This window comes from Streptomyces halobius (assembly GCF_023277745.1).
GTDB lineage: Bacteria > Actinomycetota > Actinomycetes > Streptomycetales > Streptomycetaceae > Streptomyces > Streptomyces halobius.
In genome coordinates this window covers 7,186,258-7,205,181 of record NZ_CP086322.1, presented here as the reverse complement: position 1 = coordinate 7,205,181, position 18,924 = coordinate 7,186,258, and the positions used below count along the sequence as shown (strand labels likewise).

The 18,924-nt window shown below is 70.9% G+C and carries 15 protein-coding genes; 10 read left to right on the top strand and 5 right to left on the bottom strand.

Features of this window, described 5'->3' with window-relative positions:
- Positions 1 to 193: 193 nt before the first annotated feature.
- The 3 genes from K9S39_RS32660 to ybaK all read left to right on the top strand — a co-directional run bounded on the left by K9S39_RS32660 (position 194) and on the right by ybaK (position 3,169).
- A complete protein-coding gene (locus K9S39_RS32660; RefSeq protein WP_248866929.1) occupies positions 194 to 1,795 on the top strand; it encodes an oxidoreductase in 1,602 nt (533 codons plus the stop codon).
- Positions 1,796 to 1,868: 73 nt separating this feature from the next.
- Complete coding sequence (locus K9S39_RS32655; protein WP_248866928.1) at positions 1,869 to 2,615, top strand: LON peptidase substrate-binding domain-containing protein; 747 nt, start codon at positions 1,869 to 1,871, stop codon at positions 2,613 to 2,615.
- A 47-nt stretch (positions 2,616 to 2,662) separates the two neighbouring features.
- Positions 2,663 to 3,169: a Cys-tRNA(Pro) deacylase gene (gene ybaK / locus K9S39_RS32650; protein WP_248869064.1), complete on the top strand. Its 507-nt coding sequence runs from the start codon at positions 2,663 to 2,665 to the stop codon at positions 3,167 to 3,169.
- A 269-nt stretch (positions 3,170 to 3,438) separates the two neighbouring features.
- Here ybaK and K9S39_RS32645 read toward each other — a convergent pair whose 3' ends face one another.
- From K9S39_RS32645 to K9S39_RS32630, 4 genes are all read right to left on the bottom strand, one after another.
- On the bottom strand, positions 3,439 to 4,182 hold the full coding sequence (locus tag K9S39_RS32645) for a DUF2567 domain-containing protein (protein ID WP_248866927.1): 744 nt from the start codon (positions 4,180 to 4,182) through the stop codon (positions 3,439 to 3,441).
- A 68-nt stretch (positions 4,183 to 4,250) separates the two neighbouring features.
- On the bottom strand, positions 4,251 to 5,090 hold the full coding sequence (locus K9S39_RS32640; RefSeq protein WP_406708055.1) for an ABC transporter permease: 840 nt from the start codon (positions 5,088 to 5,090) through the stop codon (positions 4,251 to 4,253).
- 126 nt (positions 5,091 to 5,216) lie between these two features.
- Positions 5,217 to 6,188, bottom strand: coding sequence for an ABC transporter ATP-binding protein (locus K9S39_RS32635; RefSeq protein WP_248869063.1), 972 nt, complete (start codon positions 6,186 to 6,188; stop codon positions 5,217 to 5,219).
- Between the two features lie 239 nt (positions 6,189 to 6,427).
- On the bottom strand, positions 6,428 to 7,714 hold the full coding sequence (locus K9S39_RS32630; RefSeq protein ID WP_248866925.1) for an NYN domain-containing protein: 1,287 nt from the start codon (positions 7,712 to 7,714) through the stop codon (positions 6,428 to 6,430).
- Positions 7,715 to 7,982: 268 nt separating this feature from the next.
- Here K9S39_RS32630 and K9S39_RS32625 point away from each other — a divergent pair, with 268 nt between their 5' ends.
- Positions 7,983 to 8,153, top strand: a complete 171-nt coding sequence (locus K9S39_RS32625) for a hypothetical protein (RefSeq protein WP_248866924.1) — start codon at positions 7,983 to 7,985, stop codon at positions 8,151 to 8,153.
- A gap of 151 nt (positions 8,154 to 8,304) precedes the next feature.
- Here the strand turns inward: K9S39_RS32625 and dnaE are convergent, their stop codons facing one another.
- Entirely contained in the window at positions 8,305 to 11,847 is a 3,543-nt protein-coding gene (dnaE, locus tag K9S39_RS32620; protein ID WP_248866923.1) for a DNA polymerase III subunit alpha, read from the bottom strand.
- Between the two features lie 252 nt (positions 11,848 to 12,099).
- Here dnaE and K9S39_RS32615 point away from each other — a divergent pair, with 252 nt between their 5' ends.
- The 6 genes from K9S39_RS32615 to K9S39_RS32590 all read left to right on the top strand — a co-directional run bounded on the left by K9S39_RS32615 (position 12,100) and on the right by K9S39_RS32590 (position 18,884).
- Positions 12,100 to 13,443 carry a DUF2252 domain-containing protein gene (locus K9S39_RS32615; RefSeq protein ID WP_248866922.1) on the top strand — a complete coding sequence of 448 codons (1,344 nt, stop codon included), beginning with the start codon at positions 12,100 to 12,102 and terminating at the stop codon, positions 13,441 to 13,443.
- Between the two features lie 115 nt (positions 13,444 to 13,558).
- Complete coding sequence (locus K9S39_RS32610) at positions 13,559 to 14,218, top strand: hypothetical protein (RefSeq protein WP_248866921.1); 660 nt, start codon at positions 13,559 to 13,561, stop codon at positions 14,216 to 14,218.
- A gap of 102 nt (positions 14,219 to 14,320) precedes the next feature.
- A complete protein-coding gene (locus tag K9S39_RS32605; protein ID WP_248866920.1) occupies positions 14,321 to 15,157 on the top strand; it encodes a thioredoxin domain-containing protein in 837 nt (278 codons plus the stop codon).
- 181 nt (positions 15,158 to 15,338) lie between these two features.
- Positions 15,339 to 16,073: a hypothetical protein gene (locus tag K9S39_RS32600; RefSeq protein WP_248866919.1), complete on the top strand. Its 735-nt coding sequence runs from the start codon at positions 15,339 to 15,341 to the stop codon at positions 16,071 to 16,073.
- Between the two features lie 68 nt (positions 16,074 to 16,141).
- The gene (locus tag K9S39_RS32595; RefSeq protein ID WP_248866918.1) at positions 16,142 to 17,083 is read left to right on the top strand and encodes a thioredoxin domain-containing protein; all 942 of its coding nucleotides are present in this window, start codon (positions 16,142 to 16,144) and stop codon (positions 17,081 to 17,083) included.
- Positions 17,084 to 17,207: 124 nt separating this feature from the next.
- Positions 17,208 to 18,884, top strand: a complete 1,677-nt coding sequence (locus K9S39_RS32590; protein WP_248866917.1) for an alkaline phosphatase D family protein — start codon at positions 17,208 to 17,210, stop codon at positions 18,882 to 18,884.
- Positions 18,885 to 18,924 lie beyond the last annotated feature (40 nt).

The following is an 18,924-nucleotide window of genomic DNA, read 5'->3' as shown; positions in this document are numbered from 1 at the left end:
CCGCACGACGGACCGCGCCGCACCGCACGACGGACCGCGCCGCACCGCACGACGGACCGCGCCGCACCGCACGACGGACCGCGCCGCACCGCACGACGGACCGCGCCGCACCGCACGACGGACCGCGCCGCACCGCACGACGGACCGCGCCGCACCGCATGACCAACATGACCAAGGGGAGGGGGATCCCACAGTGACCGAGCCCGGGGACGGCGACGCGCCCACCGGCCTGCAGCTGACATCGGCGGAATGGAGCATGTGGCAGGCGTTCCGGAACGGCAGCACCTGCGATCTGCACATCGGCGATCCGGCCAGGGACGATCCGCACGGACAGCATCTGTGGGGACCGGAGCGCCGGGTGCGCGGGCGGGTGGTGTCGCTGCTGCTGCTGGACGGGCCGCCCGCCCAGCCGGGCCGGGTCTCCGCGCTCAAGCTCACCGGCGCGTACATCACGGACAAGCTGGATGTCGCGGGCGGCACAATCGAGCCATTCGTGGAACTGCGGGACTGCCGTTTCGAGGCCGAGGTGCTGCTGCCGGAGAGCCGGTTCACCACGCTGCGGATGATCAACTGCGCGATCCCCCGGCTGGAGGCGGCCCGGCTGCACACCGAGGGCGATCTGCATCTGCCGCGCTGTGCGGTGAGCTCCGGCGTCCGGCTCACGGACGCGCAGATCGGCACGGATCTGCTGCTCAGCCAGGCCGTGGTGCACAAGGACCGGCAGGGCCGGTCGATCATGGCGGACGGGCTGACCGTCGCACAGGACCTGCAGGCCGAGATGATGGAGTCCTACGGCGAGCTGTCGCTGCGCGGCGCCACCATCGGTGTGTCGCTGAGCCTGCGCGGCAGCCGGCTGAGCAACCCGTTCGGCCGCCGGGCGCTGAACGCCCCGCAGCTGACCGTCGAGCGCACGCTGTATCTGACCGCCGCGGGCCTGGCGAACTCCCCGTTCTCCAGCGCCGCGACTCCCCCGTACGGCATCGCGCACACCCCCTCCCGCGGCACCCGTATGCAGCGCTTCGAGTGCGAGGGCGGGATGCGGCTCGACGACGGGCGGTTCGGTGACGCGGTCGACTTCGAGCACGCCCGGTTCATCATGGAGTCCGACCAGGAGCTGTCGCTGCGCCGTATCCACACGCCCGAGCTGCGGTTTCTCGGCGAGCGTCCGCAGCGCGGCCGGGTGATCCTCTCCGGCGCCCGGGTCGTCAATCTGGTCGACAAGTCGGCGAGCTGGCCGGGGCTCGGCGGGCTGTGGATGGCCGGCTTCGCCTACGAGACGCTGATACCGCGCGGCCACTTCCCGCTCGCGCTGCGACTGCAGTGGGTGGCCGCGGCGACCCCGGAGTACGCGCCGGAGCCGTACGAGATGCTGGCCACCGCGCTGCGCACCAGCGGTGAGGACGCCGACGCGCGGGAGGTGCTGCTGGCCAAGCAGCGGCGCCGCCGGGAGACGCTGCCGCTGGCGGCGAAGTCCTGGGGGTTCCTGCAGGACTGGACGGTGGCGTACGGCTACCGGCCGGGGCGGGCCGCGGTGTGGATGGCGATCCTGTGGGCGATAGGCACGGTCTACTTCGCCGAGCATCCGCCGCCTCCGCTGAAGCCGGGCGAGTCGCCGCCCTGGAACCCGTATCTGTACGCCCTGGACCTGCTGCTGCCGGTGATCGATCTCTACCAGGGCGGCGCCTGGAAACCGTCCGGCGGCGCGCAGTGGGTGGCGGCGGTGCTGATCCTGGCGGGCTGGGTGCTCGCCACGACGGTCGCGACGGGGGCGTCACGGCTGCTGCGGCGGCAGTAGCGGGAAGGGCCCCGGCAGGAGGGACGGGTCTGGGTGACGGACCACGGGGCCGCAGGCAATAGGCTTACCGGTTGTGACTTCCGTGCGCCTCCCGCTCTTCCCGTTGAACTCGGTACTGTTCCCGGGGCTCGTGCTCCCGCTGAACGTCTTCGAGGCGCGGTACCGGGCGATGATGCGCGATCTGCTCTCCCGGCCCGAGGACGACCGCCGCTTCGCCGTGGTCGCGATCCGGGACGGCCGGGAGGTCGCCCCCACCGCCCTGGGCATGCCGGACGCCACGCTGCCGACGGCCGAGGGTCCCGCGGCGGGCTTCGGGGACGATCCGGTCCAGGCGTTCCACGGGGTGGGCTGTATCGCGGACGCGGCGACCATCCGGCCGAAGTCGGCCGCCGACGACACCGGCTACGAGGTGCTGGCCACCGGCACCACCCGCTTCCGGCTGCTGTCGGTGGACGCCTCGGGACCGTATCTGACCGGTGAGCTGGAGGAACTGGAGGAGAGCCGGGGCGAGGGCGCCGGCGCGCTGGCCTCGGGCGTCGTACGGACCTTCCGCACCTATCAGAAGCGGCTGGCCTGGGCGCATGAGCGGACCCTGTCCAGCGGCCAGGACCTGCCGGCCGATCCGTCGGTGCTGTCGTATCTCGTCGCCGCCGCCGCGGTGCTGGACGTGCCCGCCAAGCAGCGGCTGCTGGAGGCGCCGGACACCGCGACCCGGCTCCGCCAGGAGCTGAAACTCCTTCGCCATGAGTCGGCGCTGCTCGATAAGCTCCCGTCGCTGCCGGCGGTGGACCTCACCCGGCAGCCGACCAGCCCCAACTGACGCGAGGCACGAAGACGTTGGCGAGGAAGACGGTGGCCAAGAAGACGGTGGCGAAGAAGTCGTCGAAGAAGTCCGGGAACGCCGGCGGTACGCCCGCGACGGTCGCCCTCACCGAGGCAGGCGTCCCCTTCACGACGCACTCCTACGCCCATGACCCGGCCGCCGCCTCGTACGGGGAGGAGGCCGCCGAGGCCCTCGGGGTGTCGCCCGAACAGGTGTTCAAGACGCTGCTCGCGGAGGTGGACGGCACCCTGACGGTCGCGGTGGTGCCGGTGTCCGGCTCCCTCGATCTCAAGGCGCTGGCGGCCGCGGTGGGCGGCAAGCGCGCCACCATGGCCGATGCGACGGCGGCCGAGCGCAGCACCGGCTATGTCGTGGGCGGGATCTCGCCGCTGGGGCAGCGCAAGCGGCTGCGCACGGTGCTGGACGCGTCGGCCGAGGGCCGGCCGACGGTCTGTGTCTCGGCGGGCCGGCGCGGCCTGGAGGTCGAGCTGTCCCCCGCCGATCTGGCCGCGCTCACCGGCGCCCGGTTCGCGCCGATCGCCCGCGGCTGACGGGGCGCACGGACGAGGCGGTGCGCGTACGAGGCGGCGGCCGGTGCGCGGTGGCCGAGAACGGCCGCCGCGGGCACCGGACGGCCGCCGCGTCCCGGCGCGGGACCTTTACGGCGCACGCCTCCTCGGCTACGACCCGAGGAGGCGCCCCGCGGAGGGGCCACGCCGGGAGGAGGCACGCGATGTCGAAGCGGACCCGCAAGCGGAAGTGGCGCGTCAGGAAGGGCCGGGCCAACCACGGAAGGCGGCCGGCCTGAGACCCGTCCGGCTCACTCCGGCTTCGGCGGATTCTGCTGGTGGTAGCCGGACCAGTCCGGCACCACCGGTCCCGCCGGCTCCGGGTCGTGCGGCGCGAACAGCAGGGTCAGCAGCAGCTGCGTCGCCATCGAGGTGATAGGCCAGGCCAGCAGTACGCCCATGGCCTGCAGCCGCAGCGGGCTGTCGAAGGGCACCCCGGGGCCGACCTCCTTGGCGCGTGCGACCACGTCCTGCGTGGGGCCCAGCGTCATGCCCAGCTGCCAGGCCAGCACCGCGCCGAGCACACCGCCGATCGTCAGGGCCACGACCAGCGGAATCCCGCCACGCCGGCGGAAGAGGAACACCACGCCGGTGCTGAGCAGACCGAAGCCGATGGCCAGCAGCAGGAACACGGCGTCCGCGCCGATCGCCTCTTCGCCCTCGGTGTTCTGGAGATAGACGCTCTTGCTGTCCGAGATCAGCGGCACATGCGGCGCCAGCCACGCCCACAGCACACCGAGCAGCGCACCGCTCACCGTCACCAAGAGCGCGATCACGACGCTCTCCCGCAGTTCGCGGGCGTTCTCCGGGCCGTCGCCGGACCCGTGGCCGTGGGGGTGCCCCTCGCCGGGGGCGTGGGCGGAGCCGCCGGTGCCGCCTCCGTCCGCGGCCGGGCGGTGCGAGGCGTGGGCGGGCGACGGGTGGGCAGGTGGGGCGAAGGGGCGCTGCGGTTCTTCGGGCGGCTGGTTGTTGCGTGGCGTCAGCGGTGCGGTCACCCCGTCATCGTGCCAGGTCGGCGTGGTGTGGCCGGAAGCAGGACGCCCGTTCGGGTCCGTGTTGCCGGTCATCGGGTCGCGGCGCGGCGGTACGCCCAGGTCGCGATGGCCAGCGACAGCGCGCCGACGGCGGCGCAGACGCCCAGGTCCGCGGTGACCGTGAGCCAGTCCGGACGGGTGTCGAAGCTGCGGGCCAGCGCCTCCACCCCGTAGGTCGAGGGCAGCAGATCCCGGGCGTAGGCGATCGCCGCGGGCAGCCGGTCGGCCGGCAGTACACCCAGCAGCAGCGCGGCGGACATACCCAACTGACCGCACAGCGTGGCGAGTTCCGGACGGGGGGCGAGCAGGCCCAGGGCCGCGCCGAGGCCGGCCAGCGCGGCTCCGGACAGGGGGAGCACGGCGGCCAGCACCCAGAGGTGGGTCATCGGCAACTGGAAGAGCAGACAACCGGTGACCGCGGTGACCACCGTCCCCGGCACGGTGAACGAGGCGTAGGCGGCGGCCGCGCCGAGCACCACGGCGGCCGGGGGCACCGGCAGCGTCGCGTAGTGGTCGAGTCCGCCGCCGGCCCGCAGCTGGCCGAAGTACTGCGCCAGCAGATTGAGCGCCACGAACGCCACCACCAGCACCGCGGCACCGGAGACGACGGCCCGTGCCTCGTCGCCGCCGTCGACCACCCCGCGCATCAGGACCATGATCCCGATGGACTGGAAGGTGGCGACGAACAGCAGCGGGATCCGGGCGACCCGGGCCCGGGACAGCTGGGCGCGGTAGACGGCACAGAGCGCGGGCAGCAGACGGGCGGCCGGCGCCAGCGGGGCGGCCTGGCCGTCCTCCGCCCGCGCCGGGACGTCCCGGGCCTCCCGTGCCCCGGTCCCGGCCACCGCCTGCGCGGGAACCACACTCACGCCGTCACCAAGCCTTCCTCGCCGCACTTCACTCCCCGGGGACGCGGCCCCGGCAGCCCTCGGGCCCCCGACCATCGCGCGTCCCCCCTTCAGCACCCGGCGCCCTGGCCGACACTCGCCCCCGCCTCACGCCCTCACCAACCCCTCCGCACGCCCACCCAGCGCCAGATACACATCCTCAAGGCTGGGTGTCGCAAGGGTGAAGTCGTCGAGGGCGGCGAAGGCGGGGCCGGCGGTGACGGAGGCCACCGCGGAGCGGGCCTGGTCGGCGGGGAGGCGGAGGGTCCAGCGGCGGCCGGAGACGTGGGCGGCGGGGGCGAGCGCGGCGACCTCGGGTACGTCCAGGGGCGGGCGGTCCCGCCACACCAGGTCCAGCCGGACCTCCTCGCCCACCCGCTGCTTCAGCCCGCCCGGCGTGTCGCAGGCGATGACGCGGCCCCGGTCGATCACCGCGACCCGGTCCAGCACGCTCTCCGCCTCCAGCACGTTGTGCGTCACCAGCACGACGGTGGCGCCCCGATCGGCCCGGCGCCGGTCGACCGCGTCCCACACGGCACGCCGTGCGACGGGGTCCATACCGGTGGTCGGCTCGTCCAGCACCAGCAGCGACCGTTCGCCGATGAGCACGGTCGCGAAGCAGGCCAGCCGCCGCTGCCCGCCGGAGAGCTTCTTCAGGGCACGTCCGGCGATAGCGGTGAGGCCCAGCTCGCGGACCACCGCGTCGCGCTCGGCGCGCGCCTCGCGGGCGCCGAGTCCGCGCAGCCGGCCGGTGGTCTCCACGGCCAGCGCGACGGTCATCTCGTCCAGCGCGGTGGACTCCTGGCCCAGGTAGCCGAGCAGCCGGGCGGCCCGCTCGGGGTGGCGCACCAGGTCGTGGCCGAGGACGCGGATGCTGCCGGAATCCGGGCGGAGCAGCCCGGTCAACTGGCGGACCAGGGTGGACTTGCCGGCACCGTTGGGGCCGAGCAGACCGAAGATCTCTCCGCGCCGTACCTCCAGGCTGATGCCGTCGTTGGCGCGTACGGCGGGGGTCCGCTCCGCCCCGCGTCGCCCGCGCGTCGCGGGGTACGTCTTGACCAGGTCCCGCACGGCGCACACCGGCCCGCCACGCTCCACCTGCTTTGCGCCCGTCCTCACGAGCTACGAGGGTACGCGTCCCCGGGGCACCGCCCGGCCGCGGGTCACCGGCCCGGTCCGCGCCCGGGGCGCGGAAGCCGGTGTCCGTTCGGTGCGGGGGACGCGCCGGCGCGGGGGACGCAACGGACATACCCGCCTCGGCTCCCTGCTGCGGGATCACCGGCCCGCAACCGCCGCGTTGTGGCACACACCTTCGGGCCTCAGTCCCCCGTCGGTGCGTGCTCGGCCGCCGTCCGCAGATCCACCTCGCGCCAGAAACCGGCCCGGATGGCGTAGCGGTCGTGCTCGTCGATCTGGTCGTCCTTGTGGGCGAGCAGGCCGAAGCGGGCCGCGTACCGCAGCAGTTCGCCGTCGATCCGGTGCGGGATACGCGGGTACTCCGTCGAGAGCTGCTGGAGATGAGCGGTGTCGGAGAGGCGCTCGGTCCAGCGGCGGGCGAAGACCTGGCCGACCTCGAAGGGGTCGCCGCTCACGGCGGTGATGTCCTCCTCGCGGTCGGCCCAGCGCTGTTCGGCGCTGGTGAGCTGGGCCAGGGTCGGCAGGGAGACGGTCTCGGACGGTTCGCCCACCGGGCCGCCGCGCTCGACCCATCCCTTGTCCGACGACCAGCGGAGCGTCGCGCTGGGCGCCGGCGAGGGCTGGCCGCCGCCTGGGCCGCCGGGTCCCTGACCGGCCGCGTGGGCGCGGCCCAGTCCGGCCAGGTCCTTGGGGGTGGGGACGACCTTGCCGCCGCCGGAGGTGGCGTCCCCGCTCTGGTTGGCGGGGCGCTCGGTGCCGTTGGTGCCGTTGCGTTCGTGGCCGCGTTCGGCGGTGTCCGGTCCGGACGACGGGGCGGCGGCCGCCGCTGCCGCCGCGACGGCGGACTCGGGCAGCGGTGCGGAGAGGATCGCGGCGATCTCGGGCCGCGGCGCGGGCGGCGGGGCGCAGGGGCCGCCGAGCTCCTTGGCACGAACCGCGCCGGTGATCCAGGCGCGGTCCAGCACCCGCCGTTCATCGGCCTCCGCGACCAGGTCCTCGGACTGGTTGTAGTCGCCGTCCGCGGCCTGCACGGCCCAGAGGTGGACGGCGACACCGTGTTCCTTGGCGGACATCAGACCGGGCAGCAGATCGCCGTCCCCGGTGACCAGCACGATGTCGGAGCAGGCGCGGTTGCGGGCCAGCTCGGTCAGCTCGGCGTGCATGGCGGCGTCCACGCCCTTCTGTGCCCAGCGGCCGTCGCTGCGGGTCAGGGCGCCGAGCCGGACGGTGACCCGGGGCATCACACGCAAGCGGCGGTGCTCGGGCTGCGGGACGCGGTCGGGGGCGCCGTCGAACCAGTAGATCCGCAGCAGCGGCCGTTCGGTATCGGCTTCGGCGCGTTGCCGCAGGCCCTGGATGAGCGCGGTGTGATCGACGGTGATCCGGGACCGGGCAGGCTCTCCGGCGAGCAGACTCGCGGCGGCGCCGAGCAAGTATCCGGCGTCCACCAGGACGACGCAGCGATCCACGTTCCACCCTCTTCCCTGAGGTGCTGTCCGGTCGCCCCCCGGCTCGGCCTGCGGCGCGAGTTCTCTTCGGCTTCCTTCGAGTCTGCCCGACCGTACGAGGGTTATCTGCCCCAACTGGATCATCGGCGTGGCGGATTCGGCGGGGATCCTGGGTACAGGGTGTAACCGGCCACAATACGCACGGTAATTGCCCGAAATGCGCGGTTCCGTCCGACGTGTAAGTCTGGTCCCGGCCCAGATCCCAGGATCCCCTCCAGGAGGCACGATCATGGCCAAGAGCAAGAACCGTGACCGCAGTCAGCAACAGAGGGCATCCGCCGCCGAGCGCGGCCGGCAGGAAGCCCGGAGGACGGCCATGGAGGCACAGACGAAGTCCACCGACGTGACCCCTGGGGACCTCGCACGCAAGAACCGCGAGCGGCGCTTCGGTCACAACTGAACGATCACTACTGAACGATCACAACCGAACAGTCACCTTGCACGATCACAACTGATTTATGCCACAGATGAGTTGAGGGGCGCACCCATTGCGGGCACGCCCCTCAAGGCCGGTCGGCACGTGGGGGCCCCGGACGAAGTCCGGGGGAGGCTCAGCCCGCCAGGCAGGACGGGCCGAGCAGCACCTTCAGATCACCGAACAGCGATGGATCGGGCGTGACGCGGTGCCGGTCCAGCCGCAGCACCGTGGTCTTCCGCGCGCCCTGGAGCTTGATCCGCACCTCCGTGGAGCCGCGGTGGCTGCTGAGCACCTCGCCCAGCTTCTCGACCATCGGCGGGGTGACCTTGACCGTCGGAATGGTGATCGTCACGGGGGCGTTCGTCCCCGCCTCCGACAGATCGGGGACCATCATCTCCATGGCGACCAGCCGCGGGACGTCCTCACGCTTGTCGAGCCGTCCCTTGACGAAGACGACGGTGTCCTCGACGAGTTGGGTGGACACCAGCTGGTAGGTCGCGGGGAAGAACATGCAGTCGATGGAGCCGGCGAGGTCCTCGACGGTGGCGATGGCCCAGGCGTTGCCCTGTTTGGTCATCTTGCGCTGGAGGCCGGAGATGATGCCGCCGATGGTGACGATCGAGCCGTCCGCGTAATCACCGCCGGTCAGTTGGGCGATGGCGGCGTCCGCCTTGTCGGACAGCACATGCTCCAGGCCGAAGAGCGGGTGGTCGGAGACGTACAGCCCGAGCATCTCGCGCTCCTGGGCCAGCAGATACGTCTTGTCCCACTCGACGTCGGAGAACTCGATGTCCAGCCCGAAGCCGGGTCCCTCGTCCGCGCTGTCGTCGCCCATCCCGCCGAAGAGGTCGAACTGCCCCTCGGCCTCCTTGCGCTTGACCTGGACGACATTGTCGATCATCGATTCGTAGTGCGCCGTCAGCCCCTTGCGGGTGTGGCCCATCTCGTCGAACGCGCCGGCCTTGATCAGCGACTCCGTGGTCCGCTTGTTGCAGACGACCGCGTCGACCTTGTCGAGATAGTCGGGGAACGAGGCGTACTTCCCCTTCGCCTTGCGGCAGCGGATGATCGAATCGACCACGTTCTGGCCGACGTTGCGGACCGCCGTGAGGCCGAAGAGGATCACGTCGTCACCCTGGGCGGCGAAGTTCGCCTCGGACTCATTGACGTTCGGCGGCAGCACCCTGATGCCCATGCGGCGGCATTCGTTCAGGTAGACCGCCGACTTGTCCTTGTCGTCCCGCACCGAGGTCAGCAGCGCCGACATGTACTCGGCCGGGTAGTTCGCCTTGAGGTACGCGGTCCAGTACGTGACCAGGCCGTACGCCGAGGAGTGCGCCTTGTTGAAGGCGTAGCCGGCGAACGGGACCAGGACGTCCCACAGGGCCTGGATCGCCTCGTCGGAATAGCCGTTCTTCCGGGCGCCCGCCTGGAAGATGCCGAAGTTCTTCTCCAGCTCCTCGGGCTTCTTCTTGCCCATCACGCGGCGCAGGATGTCGGCCTCGCCGAGCGAGTAACCGGCGATGATCTGGGCGGCCTTCTGCACCTGCTCCTGGTAGACGATCAGGCCGTAGGTGAGGCCGAGGGTCTCCCTGAGCGGCTCCTCCAGCTCCGGGTGGATCGGGGTGATCTCCTGGCGGCCGTTCTTGCGCTCCGCGTAGTTCGTGTGCGAGTTCATGCCCATCGGGCCCGGCCGGTAGAGGGCCGAAACGGCGGAAATGTCCTCGAAGTTGTCGGGTTGCATCTGGCGCAGCAGCGACCGCATCGGACCGCCGTCGAACTGGAAGACGCCGAGCGTGTCACCGCGGCAGAGCATCTCGTACGTCTTGGGGTCGTCGAGCGGGACGTCAAGGAGCTCCAGCTTGGTGCCCTTGTTGGCCTCCACCATCTTGACGGCGTCGTCCATGATGGTGAGGTTCCGCAGGCCCAGGAAGTCCATCTTCAGCAGGCCGAGCGACTCACAGCTGGGGTAGTCCCACTGCGTGATCGTCACGCCGTCGGTGTGCCGGACCCAGACCGGGGCGTGATCGGTGATGGTCTCGCTGGACATGATCACGCCGGCCGCGTGCACACCCATCTGCCGGACCAGGCCCTCGACGCCCTTGGCGGTGTCGATGACCTTCTTCACGTCCGGTTCGTTCTCGTACATCCCCCGGATCTCGCCCGCCTCGGAGTAGCGCGGGTGCTCGGGGTTGGTGATGCCGTCGAGGTCGATGCCCTTGCCGAGGACGTCGGCGGGCATGGCCTTGGTGAGGCGGTCGCCCATCGCGTACGGGTAGCCCAGCACGCGCGCGGAGTCCTTGATGGCGTTCTTCGCCTTGATCTTGCCGTAGGTGCCGATCATGGCGACCTTGTCGGCGCCGTACTTCTCCGTGACATACCGGATGACCTCGACGCGCCTGCGCTCGTCGAAGTCGATGTCGACATCGGGCATCGAGAGGCGCTCGGGATTGAGGAACCGCTCGAAGATCAGCCCGTGTTCGATCGGGTCGAGGTCGGTGATGCCCATCGCGTAGGCGACGATCGAACCGGCCGCGGAGCCACGCCCCGGCCCCACCGCGATGCCGTTGTTCTTGGCCCACATGATGAAGTCGGCGACCACCAGGAAGTAGCCCGGGAACCCCATCTGGATGATGACGTCCATCTCGTACTCGGCCTGCTTCTGCCGGTCTTCGGGGACGCCGCCCGGGTAGCGGCGCTTCATGCCGACCCGGACCTCCTCCTGGAACCAGGTGACTTCGGTGTAGCCCTCGGGGATGTCGAACTTCGGCATCAGGTCGCGCTTCTCGAACATCCCCGTGACGTCGATCTGCTCGGCGACCAGGCGGGTGTTGGCGCAGCCCTCCTGCCAGGCGTCCGAGGAGTCGATGGCGTACATCTCCTCCGTGGACTTCAGGTAGTAGCCGGTGCCGTCGAAGCGGAAGCGGTCCGGGTCGGAGAGGTTCTTGCCGGTCTGGATGCACAGCAGCGCGTCGTGGGCGGTCGCCTCGTGCGCGTAGGTGTAGTGCGAGTCGTTGGTCACCAGCGGCGGGATGCCGAGCTTCTTGCCGATCTCCAGCAGGCCGTCGCGGACCCGGCGCTCGATCTCGATGCCGTGGTCCATCAGCTCCAGGAAGTAGCGGTCCTTGCCGAAGATGTCCTGGTACTCGGAGGCCGACTTCAGGGCCTCGTCGAACTGGCCGAGGCGCAACCGGGTCTGGAGCTCCCCCGAAGGACAGCCGGTGGACGCGATCAGACCCTCGGACCACTGGGCGAGGGTCTCCTTGTCCATCCGGGGCCACTTCTGCAGCCAGCCCTCGGCGTACGCGTCCGAGGACAACCGGAAGAGGTTGTGCAGACCGGTCTGGTTCGCCGCCCAGATCGTTTTATGCGTGTAACCACCCGAACCGGACACATCGTCGCGCTTCTGATGCGGCTGACCCCACTGGATCTTGCGCTTGTTGCGCCGCGACTCCGGGGCGACATACGCCTCGATCCCGATGATCGGCGTCACCCCCGCCTTCTTCGCGGAGAAGAAGAAGTCGTACGCACCATGGAGGTTGCCGTGATCGGACATGGCGATATGCGTCATGCCCATCTCGTTGCACGCGTTGAACATGTCCTTCAGCCGCGCCGCACCGTCCAGCAGCGAGTACTGGGTGTGGACGTGCAGGTGGGTGAAGGGCGGCTTTGCCACGGCGGGAGACCTCCGAGTGAACAGGTGTGGCGCGAAGCGCCTCTATGAGGGGTGGTGGTTGGGCGACGGGTGGGCGCGCGACGGGTTGGTGGACGGTCTCGACGCATAGGTGAGACGGTCACGAAGTCTACGACTCCGCACTGACAGACGCCGGGCACTCGCGGGTGGCCTCGCCCGTTGTCACAGTCGGGTCCGGGTGACCGTCCGACCCTGATCACCGACACGTTTCCGCACTTCAGGAGGCACTCAGCGATGTCGTCCCAGCACGCCCCGGCGCAGGACGCCGCGCAGCGCGGCGAGGAGATTCTCGCCGTCTTCGGCACCGCCTTCGGGGAGCTGCTCGCCGCCGACCCCGCGGCCTTCCGCGTGAAGTTCCGGAAGATGGCGGCCTCCGCCTTCGCCTTCTACCGGGGCACGGCGTGCCTGTTCTACCGGGACCTGGACGACGGGAAGGAGACCGGGCCGTATCTCGACGAGCGGACCAGCCGGGTGTGGATCCACGGCGATCTGCACGCCGAGAATTTCGGCACCTACATGGACTCCACGGGCCGGCTGATCTTCAACGTCAACGACTTCGACGAGGCGTATGTCGGCCCCTTCACCTGGGACCTCAAGCGGTTCGCCGCCTCGGTCGCGCTGATCGGCTACGCCAAGGCACTCAGCGACGAGCAGATCACCGACCTGGTGCTGACCTACGCCGCCGCCTACCGGGAGCGCATCCGCATACTGGCCTCCCGGTCGCGGGGCTCCGCCGGGGACGAGGTGACGCCGTTCTCCCTCGACACCGCCACCGGCCCACTGCTGGCCGCGCTGCGCGACGCCCGCTCGCAGACCCGGTTCGGGCTCCTGGAGTCGATGACGGAGATCCGTGACTTTGAACGCCGCTTCTCCGCGGGCGGCGGCTCCGTCGAGCTGGACGCGGCGACCCGCTACAAGGTGCTGGCCGCGTTCGACGGCTATCTGGAGACGCTGCCGGAGTCGAGCCTGGACCGCCCGGACTCCTACCGCGTCAAGGACGTGGTGGGCCGGCGGGGCATCGGCATCGGGTCGGCCGGTCTGCCCTCGTACAACATCCTTCTGGAGGGCAACAGCGACGCCCTGGAGAACGATGTGGTGATCTATCTGAAGCAGGCACAGACCCCGGCCGTCTCGCGGCACATCACCGATCCCGAGGTCCGCGCGTACTTCCGGCACGAGGGCCACCGCACGGTGATCTCGCAGCGCGCCCTGCAGGACCACGCCGATCCGTGGCTGGGCTGGACCGAGCTGGACGGCGCGGGCCAGCTGGTCGCCGAGGTCTCGCCGTACGCGGTCGACCTGGACTGGTCGGACATCGACGACCTGGAGGAGATCGCGGCGGTGGTGGCCGACCTGGGCCGGGCCACGGCCACCATGCACGCCGCCGCGGACGACGAGAGCGGCCACTCCCTGGTGCCGTTCTCGACCGAGCGCGCCATCGACGCCGCCATCACGGCCGACGAGGACGGCTTCGTGGAGCTGCTGGTGGACTTCGCGCACTCCTACGGCGCCCGGGCCCGTGCCGACCACCAGATCTTCGTGGATCTTTTCCGCAACGGCCGGATACCCGGGCTGTAGGGCGGCTCGTCCGGGGCGGCTCGTCCGGAGGCGGCCCACCATACGACCGTCCGGTACACACCGCTTCACACCCCCTTAAGCGCCGTTTATCCCCGTCCATGGCACACTCGCGGGGATGGACATCTCGGCGGCACACCTGCGGGCACTACGCGCGGCGCTCTTCACAGCGCTGTGCGTCACGCTGTCCTCGGCGTCCCATGTGCTGCTGTCCCGTATGCCGCTGCCGCTGACCACCGTCGCCGCGCTCTCGGCCGCCGTCTTCGCCATCTCCTACGCGCTGGCGGGCCGCGAGCGCGGCTACTGGCGGATCGCCGCACTGCTGCTCCCCCTGGAACTGGCCGCCGACACGGTCTTCAGCGTCGCGCAGCACACCTGTTACGGCCCGGCCGGCGGCCCGTTGGGCGGCCCGCTGCGCTCCCTGGGCGTGGATCTGGTGTGTGGCGGCGGCAAGGTCGGCGCTCCGCTGGCGCGGCTGTCCGGGGACACCGCCACACCCCCCTCCCCCTGGCTGCTGCTCCTCGCGGCGCATCTGCTGATCGGGCTGCTGGCCGCGGCCTGGCTGCGCCGCGGCGAGGCCGCGCTGGCCCGGCTGCTGGTCGCGGTGGCCGGCTTCGCGTTCCGCCCGCTGCTGGTCGCCTTCGCGGTCGTCGGCGCGGCGGACGCACCGCGCCGCGCGGTGCCCGCCCCCGTACGGCCCGGTCCGGCCGCCCGTGCCGTCCCGCTGCTGGTGCACTGTGTCGTGCGCCGTGGACCGCCCTGCGTGCTCGCTGCCTGAGGCCCTACGGCCCCGCAGCACGCGTACCCCGCCCTATAGCGCGCGCGTACGCCTCCGACAGCACGTACCCTTCCCACGGATTCCCACGGAGCAGAAACAGTCATGAGCAATCGCAACAGCCAGGCCAACAAGCAGGCAGCCCGCGAGCGGCTGCGCGCCGAGCGTGCGCGGCAGGCGAAGAAGGAGAAGATCCGTCGGCAGCTGCTCGTCGGCGGCTCGGTCGTCGGCGTGCTGGCGGTCGCCGGCGGCATCGGCCTCGCGGTCGCCAACTCGGGCGGCGGCAGCGGCAGCGGCGGCGACACCTGGGCGAAGGCCGCGAAGGCGAAACTCATCAAGCCGGCCAACACCAGCGGCGCCGACGGCACCACCATCGTCATCGGCAAGCCGGACGCCAAGAACACCCTGGACCTCTTCGAGGACCCGCGCTGCCCCGGCTGCGCCAACTTCGAGCAGAAGGTCGGCGAGACGGTCCAGAAGGACATCAAGGACGGCAAGTACAAGGCGTCCTTCCACCTGGGCACCTTCCTCGACGGCAACCTCCGGGGCACCGGCTCCAAGAACGCGGTGAGCGCGATGGGCGCCGCCCTCAACGTCGGCCCGGACGCCTTCCTGAAGTACAAGGAGGCGCTGTTCTCGAAGGAGTTCCATCCGGACGAGACCGGCCCGGACAAGTTCGCCGAAGACGGCTACCTGATCAAGATCGCGGACACCGTCCCGGCGCTCAAGGGCAACGCCGAGTTCCAGAAGGCCGTCAAGGCCGGCACCTACGACCGGTGGGCGCTGGCGGTGTCCGACGCGTTCAACAAGGTCAAGGACGTCAAAAGCACCCCGACCGTCAAGCTCAACGGCACGGTGCTGGGCACGGACACCCCGCAGGGCAAGGCGGCCCCGTCCGACCCGGCGACCTTCACCTCCATGGTCGACAAGGCCCTGAAGTAAGCCTGATCAAGCGAGCCGGTGAGGCAGGGCCACGCAGTGGCCCCGTGCGATAAGACCGTGCGGCTCTGACCCCGGCGAGATCATGACATCGGCCGGCGCGCGTCCCCGTGCGCCGGCCGATGTCCGTCCCGATGCCAAATCTTGACCCGGACGGGCGCCGTGCCCATGGCAGACTCCCGGCATGCAGGGGACGGGAGTGCGGCCCGGGGCCCGGCCAGGGGCCTCGTCGGCAGTTCAACTCAGGGCGGCGCGGGCCGCGTTGTTCACCGCGCTGTGCGCCACCCTGTCCGGCGCCTCCCATGTGCTGCTCTCCGGCACCCCGTTGCCGCCGGTGACGGTCGCCGCGGTCTGCGCCACCGTCTTCACCGCGGCGTACACGCTGGCGGGCCGCGAGCGCGGCTACTGGCGGATCGCCGCACTGCTGCTCCCTCTGGAACTGGCCGCCGACACCGTCTTCACCGCCTGGCAGCACACCTGTTACGGAGCGGCCGGCGGCCCGGTCACCGGCCCGCTGCGCTCCCTGGGCGTCGATCTGCTGTGCCGCGGCGGAGAGTTGGGCACCCCGCTGGCCCGGGGTACCGCCCATGCCCTTCAGACCATGGGGGAAGCGCACCCCGGCGGCCCGGTTCCGCCCGTGATGCCCGCGACCGCTCCCTGGCTGCTGCTCGCCGCCCATCTGGCCGTCGGCCTGCTCGCCGCCGCCTGGCTGCACCGGGGGGACGCCGCACTGGACGCGCTGCTGCGCGCCGCGGCGGCCCGCGCGTTCCGGCCGCTGCTGCTGGCGGTCGCGGTGGCCGCGGCCGCGCCGCCCTGGCTCCGCCGCGGGATCCGGCCGCCGCACCCCGTGCCACCGGCTCGCCCGCTCCCCCTCCTGGCGCACTGGGTGCTGCGGCGCGGCCCGCCCGCGCACCCGTAAGGGAAGCAGCCACCGAGCAGCCCGTACACACCATCAGCCCCCACAGCACCGAGGAATCGGGACACACCATGAGCACTCGCAACAGCCAGAGCAACAAGTCCGCCGCCCGCGAACGGATCCGCGCCGAGCGCGAACGGCAGAAGAAGAAGGACCGGATCCGCCGCCAACTCGTCGTGGCGATATCCGTCGTCGGCGTCCTGGCCGTCGCGGGCGGCATCGGCTTCGCCGTGCTGAAGGCGAACGAGCCCACGGCGTGGGAGGCCGCCAAGGAGGCCAAGGTGATCAAACCGGCGCACACCCAGGGCAAGGACGGCACCGAGATCCTGATAGGCGACAAGAACGCCAAGGAGACCCTGGAGGTCTTCGAGGACGTCCGCTGCCCGGCGTGCGCCGCCTTCGAGCAGAGCAGCGGCGAGACCCTGAACAAGGACATCAAGGACGGCCGTTACAAGGTTCGCTTCACCATGTACGCGTTCATCGACGGCAATGCGGGAGGCGAGGGCTCCAAGAACGCGCTCAGCGCGCTCGGCGCGGCACTGAACGTCAGCCCGGACGCGTTCCTGAAATACAAGTCGGCCCTGTACTCGGCCAAGTTCCACCCCGATGAGCGCGAGGACGTCTACGGCAAGGACTCCGAGCTGCTCAAGGTCGCCGCCGAGGTGCCCGAGCTGAAGAACAACAATGCGTTCGCGACGGCGGTCGAGAAAGGCACGTACGACCCCTGGGCGATGAGGATGGCGGACCTGTTCGGACGCAAGGGGGTGCGGGGCACGCCGACCTTCATGCACGGCGACAAGAAGCTGGTGATGGACCAGATCCCGCAGCAGCAGATGACGCAGGCGCAGTACAGCGCCCTCGCGAACGCCAACTTCAAGAAGATGATCGACAAGGAGTTCGGTCCGGCGAAGGGTGCGGAAGCGGGCAAGAACGATGGCAAGGGTGGAGACAAGGACAAGGGTGAGGGAAAGGGCATCCGCGAGGGCGAGAAGGACCCGACGCGCGAGAACTGAGCGGCCTATGAGGCCCTCACGCCACGGGACTTGAGTGCCGCACAGGCAACAGGTGGGCGAATTCCCGGAATTCCCGGGAATTCGCCCTCCCACTCCTCCCTACCGGCCAGTAGGGTTATCGCCCGTGACCGACCATGACCAGATCTCCCGTCGTACCGCCGTCACGGCCGTAGCCGCCACCGCCGCACTGCTGCCCTTCGCCGGCGCCGCCACGGCGCACGCCCAACAGGCCGGGGAGCGCGGCCGGTTCTTCCGGCACGGCATCGCCTCCGGTGATCCGCTTCCCGACGGCGTCCTGCTGTGGACCCGTGTCACGCCGACCGCCGAGGCCACCCCCGGCTCCGGTCGCGGCCCGGACACCGAGGTCGGCTGGCAGGTCGCGACGGACCAGGACTTCGCCTCCGTCGTCGCCCACGGCAGCGTGACCGCCTCGGCCGCCGCCGACCACACCGTCAAGGCGGACGTCCGCGGTCTGCGCCCGGCCACCCGCTACTACTACCGCTTCACCGTGGACGGCGAACACTCCCCCGTCGGCCGCACCCGCACCGCCCCCGCCATCCCCCATAGCCCTCAGGGCATGGGAGGTACCCCCACCACCTCAGCCGGCAACGTCCGCTTCGGCGTGGTCTCCTGCGCCAACTGGGAATCCGGCTACTTCTCCGCCTACCGCCACCTCGCGGCCCGTACCGACCTGGACGCGGTGCTGCATCTCGGCGACTACCTCTACGAGTACAAGTCGGGCGAATTCCCGGACTTCGCGTCCGCCGTACGCCCGCACTCCCCCGCCCACGAGCTGCTCACGCTCGCCGACTACCGCACCCGGCACGGCGTCCACAAAACCGACCCCGACGCACTGGCCATGCACGCCGCGCACCCGGTCATCGCCATATGGGACGACCACGAGTTCGCCGACAACGCCTGGTCGGGCGGTGCGGTGAACCACAGCCCGGACACCGAGGGATCCTGGGCGAAGCGGATGGCCGCGGCCAAACAGGCGTACTTCGAGTGGATGCCGGTCCGCCCCTCCACCGCCGGTACGACCTACCGCAGGCTGCGCTTCGGTACCCTCGCCGATCTGCATCTGCTGGACCTGCGGTCGTTCCGCGACGCGCAGGCCGAGCCGGGCAGCGGCGCGGTCGACGACCCGGGGCGGACGCTCACCGGCCGGGCCCAGCTGGACTGGCTCAAAGCCGGACTGGAACGCTCGGACGCCGCCTGGCGACTGGTCGGCACCTCGGTGATGGTCTCGCAGGTCGCGTTCGGCTCCATACCCGCATATCTGCTCGCCCCGCTCGCCGAGCTGCTGGGAGTCCCCAAGGAGGGCCTGGCCGTCAACACCGACCAATGGGACGGCTACACCGACGACCGCCGTGAGCTGCTCGGCCACCTCAGCGACCGCGGCATCGACAACACCGTCTTCCTGACCGGCGACATCCATATGGCCTGGGCCAACGACGTACCGCTGAAGGCCGCGACCTACCCGGTCACCGCGCCGGTGGCGACGGAGTTCGTGGTCACCTCCGTCACCTCCGACAACGTCGACGACTTCCTGCATGTCGCCCCGCACACCGTCTCGCTGGCCGGCGTCGCCGCCATCCGGGCCGCCAACCGCCATGTGAAGTGGCTGGACATGGACTCGCACGGCTACGGCGTCCTCGACGTCACCGCCGAGCGCACACAGATGGACTTTTTCGGGATCTCCGACAGGACCGACCCGAACGCCACCAGCGAGCTGCTGCGCTCGTACCGCACGCGGTCGGGCACGCAGCGGGTGGAGCGGGCCGACCGGCCGGTGGGGTGAGCCGGGGGCGCGGGGACCGGGGTACGGGAGGGCCGAAGCG

Coding starts and splice junctions, on each gene's coding strand:
- K9S39_RS32600 (WP_248866919.1), top strand. CDS start 15,339: ATGCAGGGGACGGGAGTGCGGCCCGGGGCCCGGCCAGGGGCCTCGTCG.
- K9S39_RS32615 (WP_248866922.1), top strand. CDS start 12,100: ATGTCGTCCCAGCACGCCCCGGCGCAGGACGCCGCGCAGCGCGGCGAG.
- K9S39_RS32605 (WP_248866920.1), top strand. CDS start 14,321: ATGAGCAATCGCAACAGCCAGGCCAACAAGCAGGCAGCCCGCGAGCGG.
- K9S39_RS32625 (WP_248866924.1), top strand. CDS start 7,983: ATGGCCAAGAGCAAGAACCGTGACCGCAGTCAGCAACAGAGGGCATCC.
- K9S39_RS32610 (WP_248866921.1), top strand. CDS start 13,559: ATGGACATCTCGGCGGCACACCTGCGGGCACTACGCGCGGCGCTCTTC.
- K9S39_RS32595 (WP_248866918.1), top strand. CDS start 16,142: ATGAGCACTCGCAACAGCCAGAGCAACAAGTCCGCCGCCCGCGAACGG.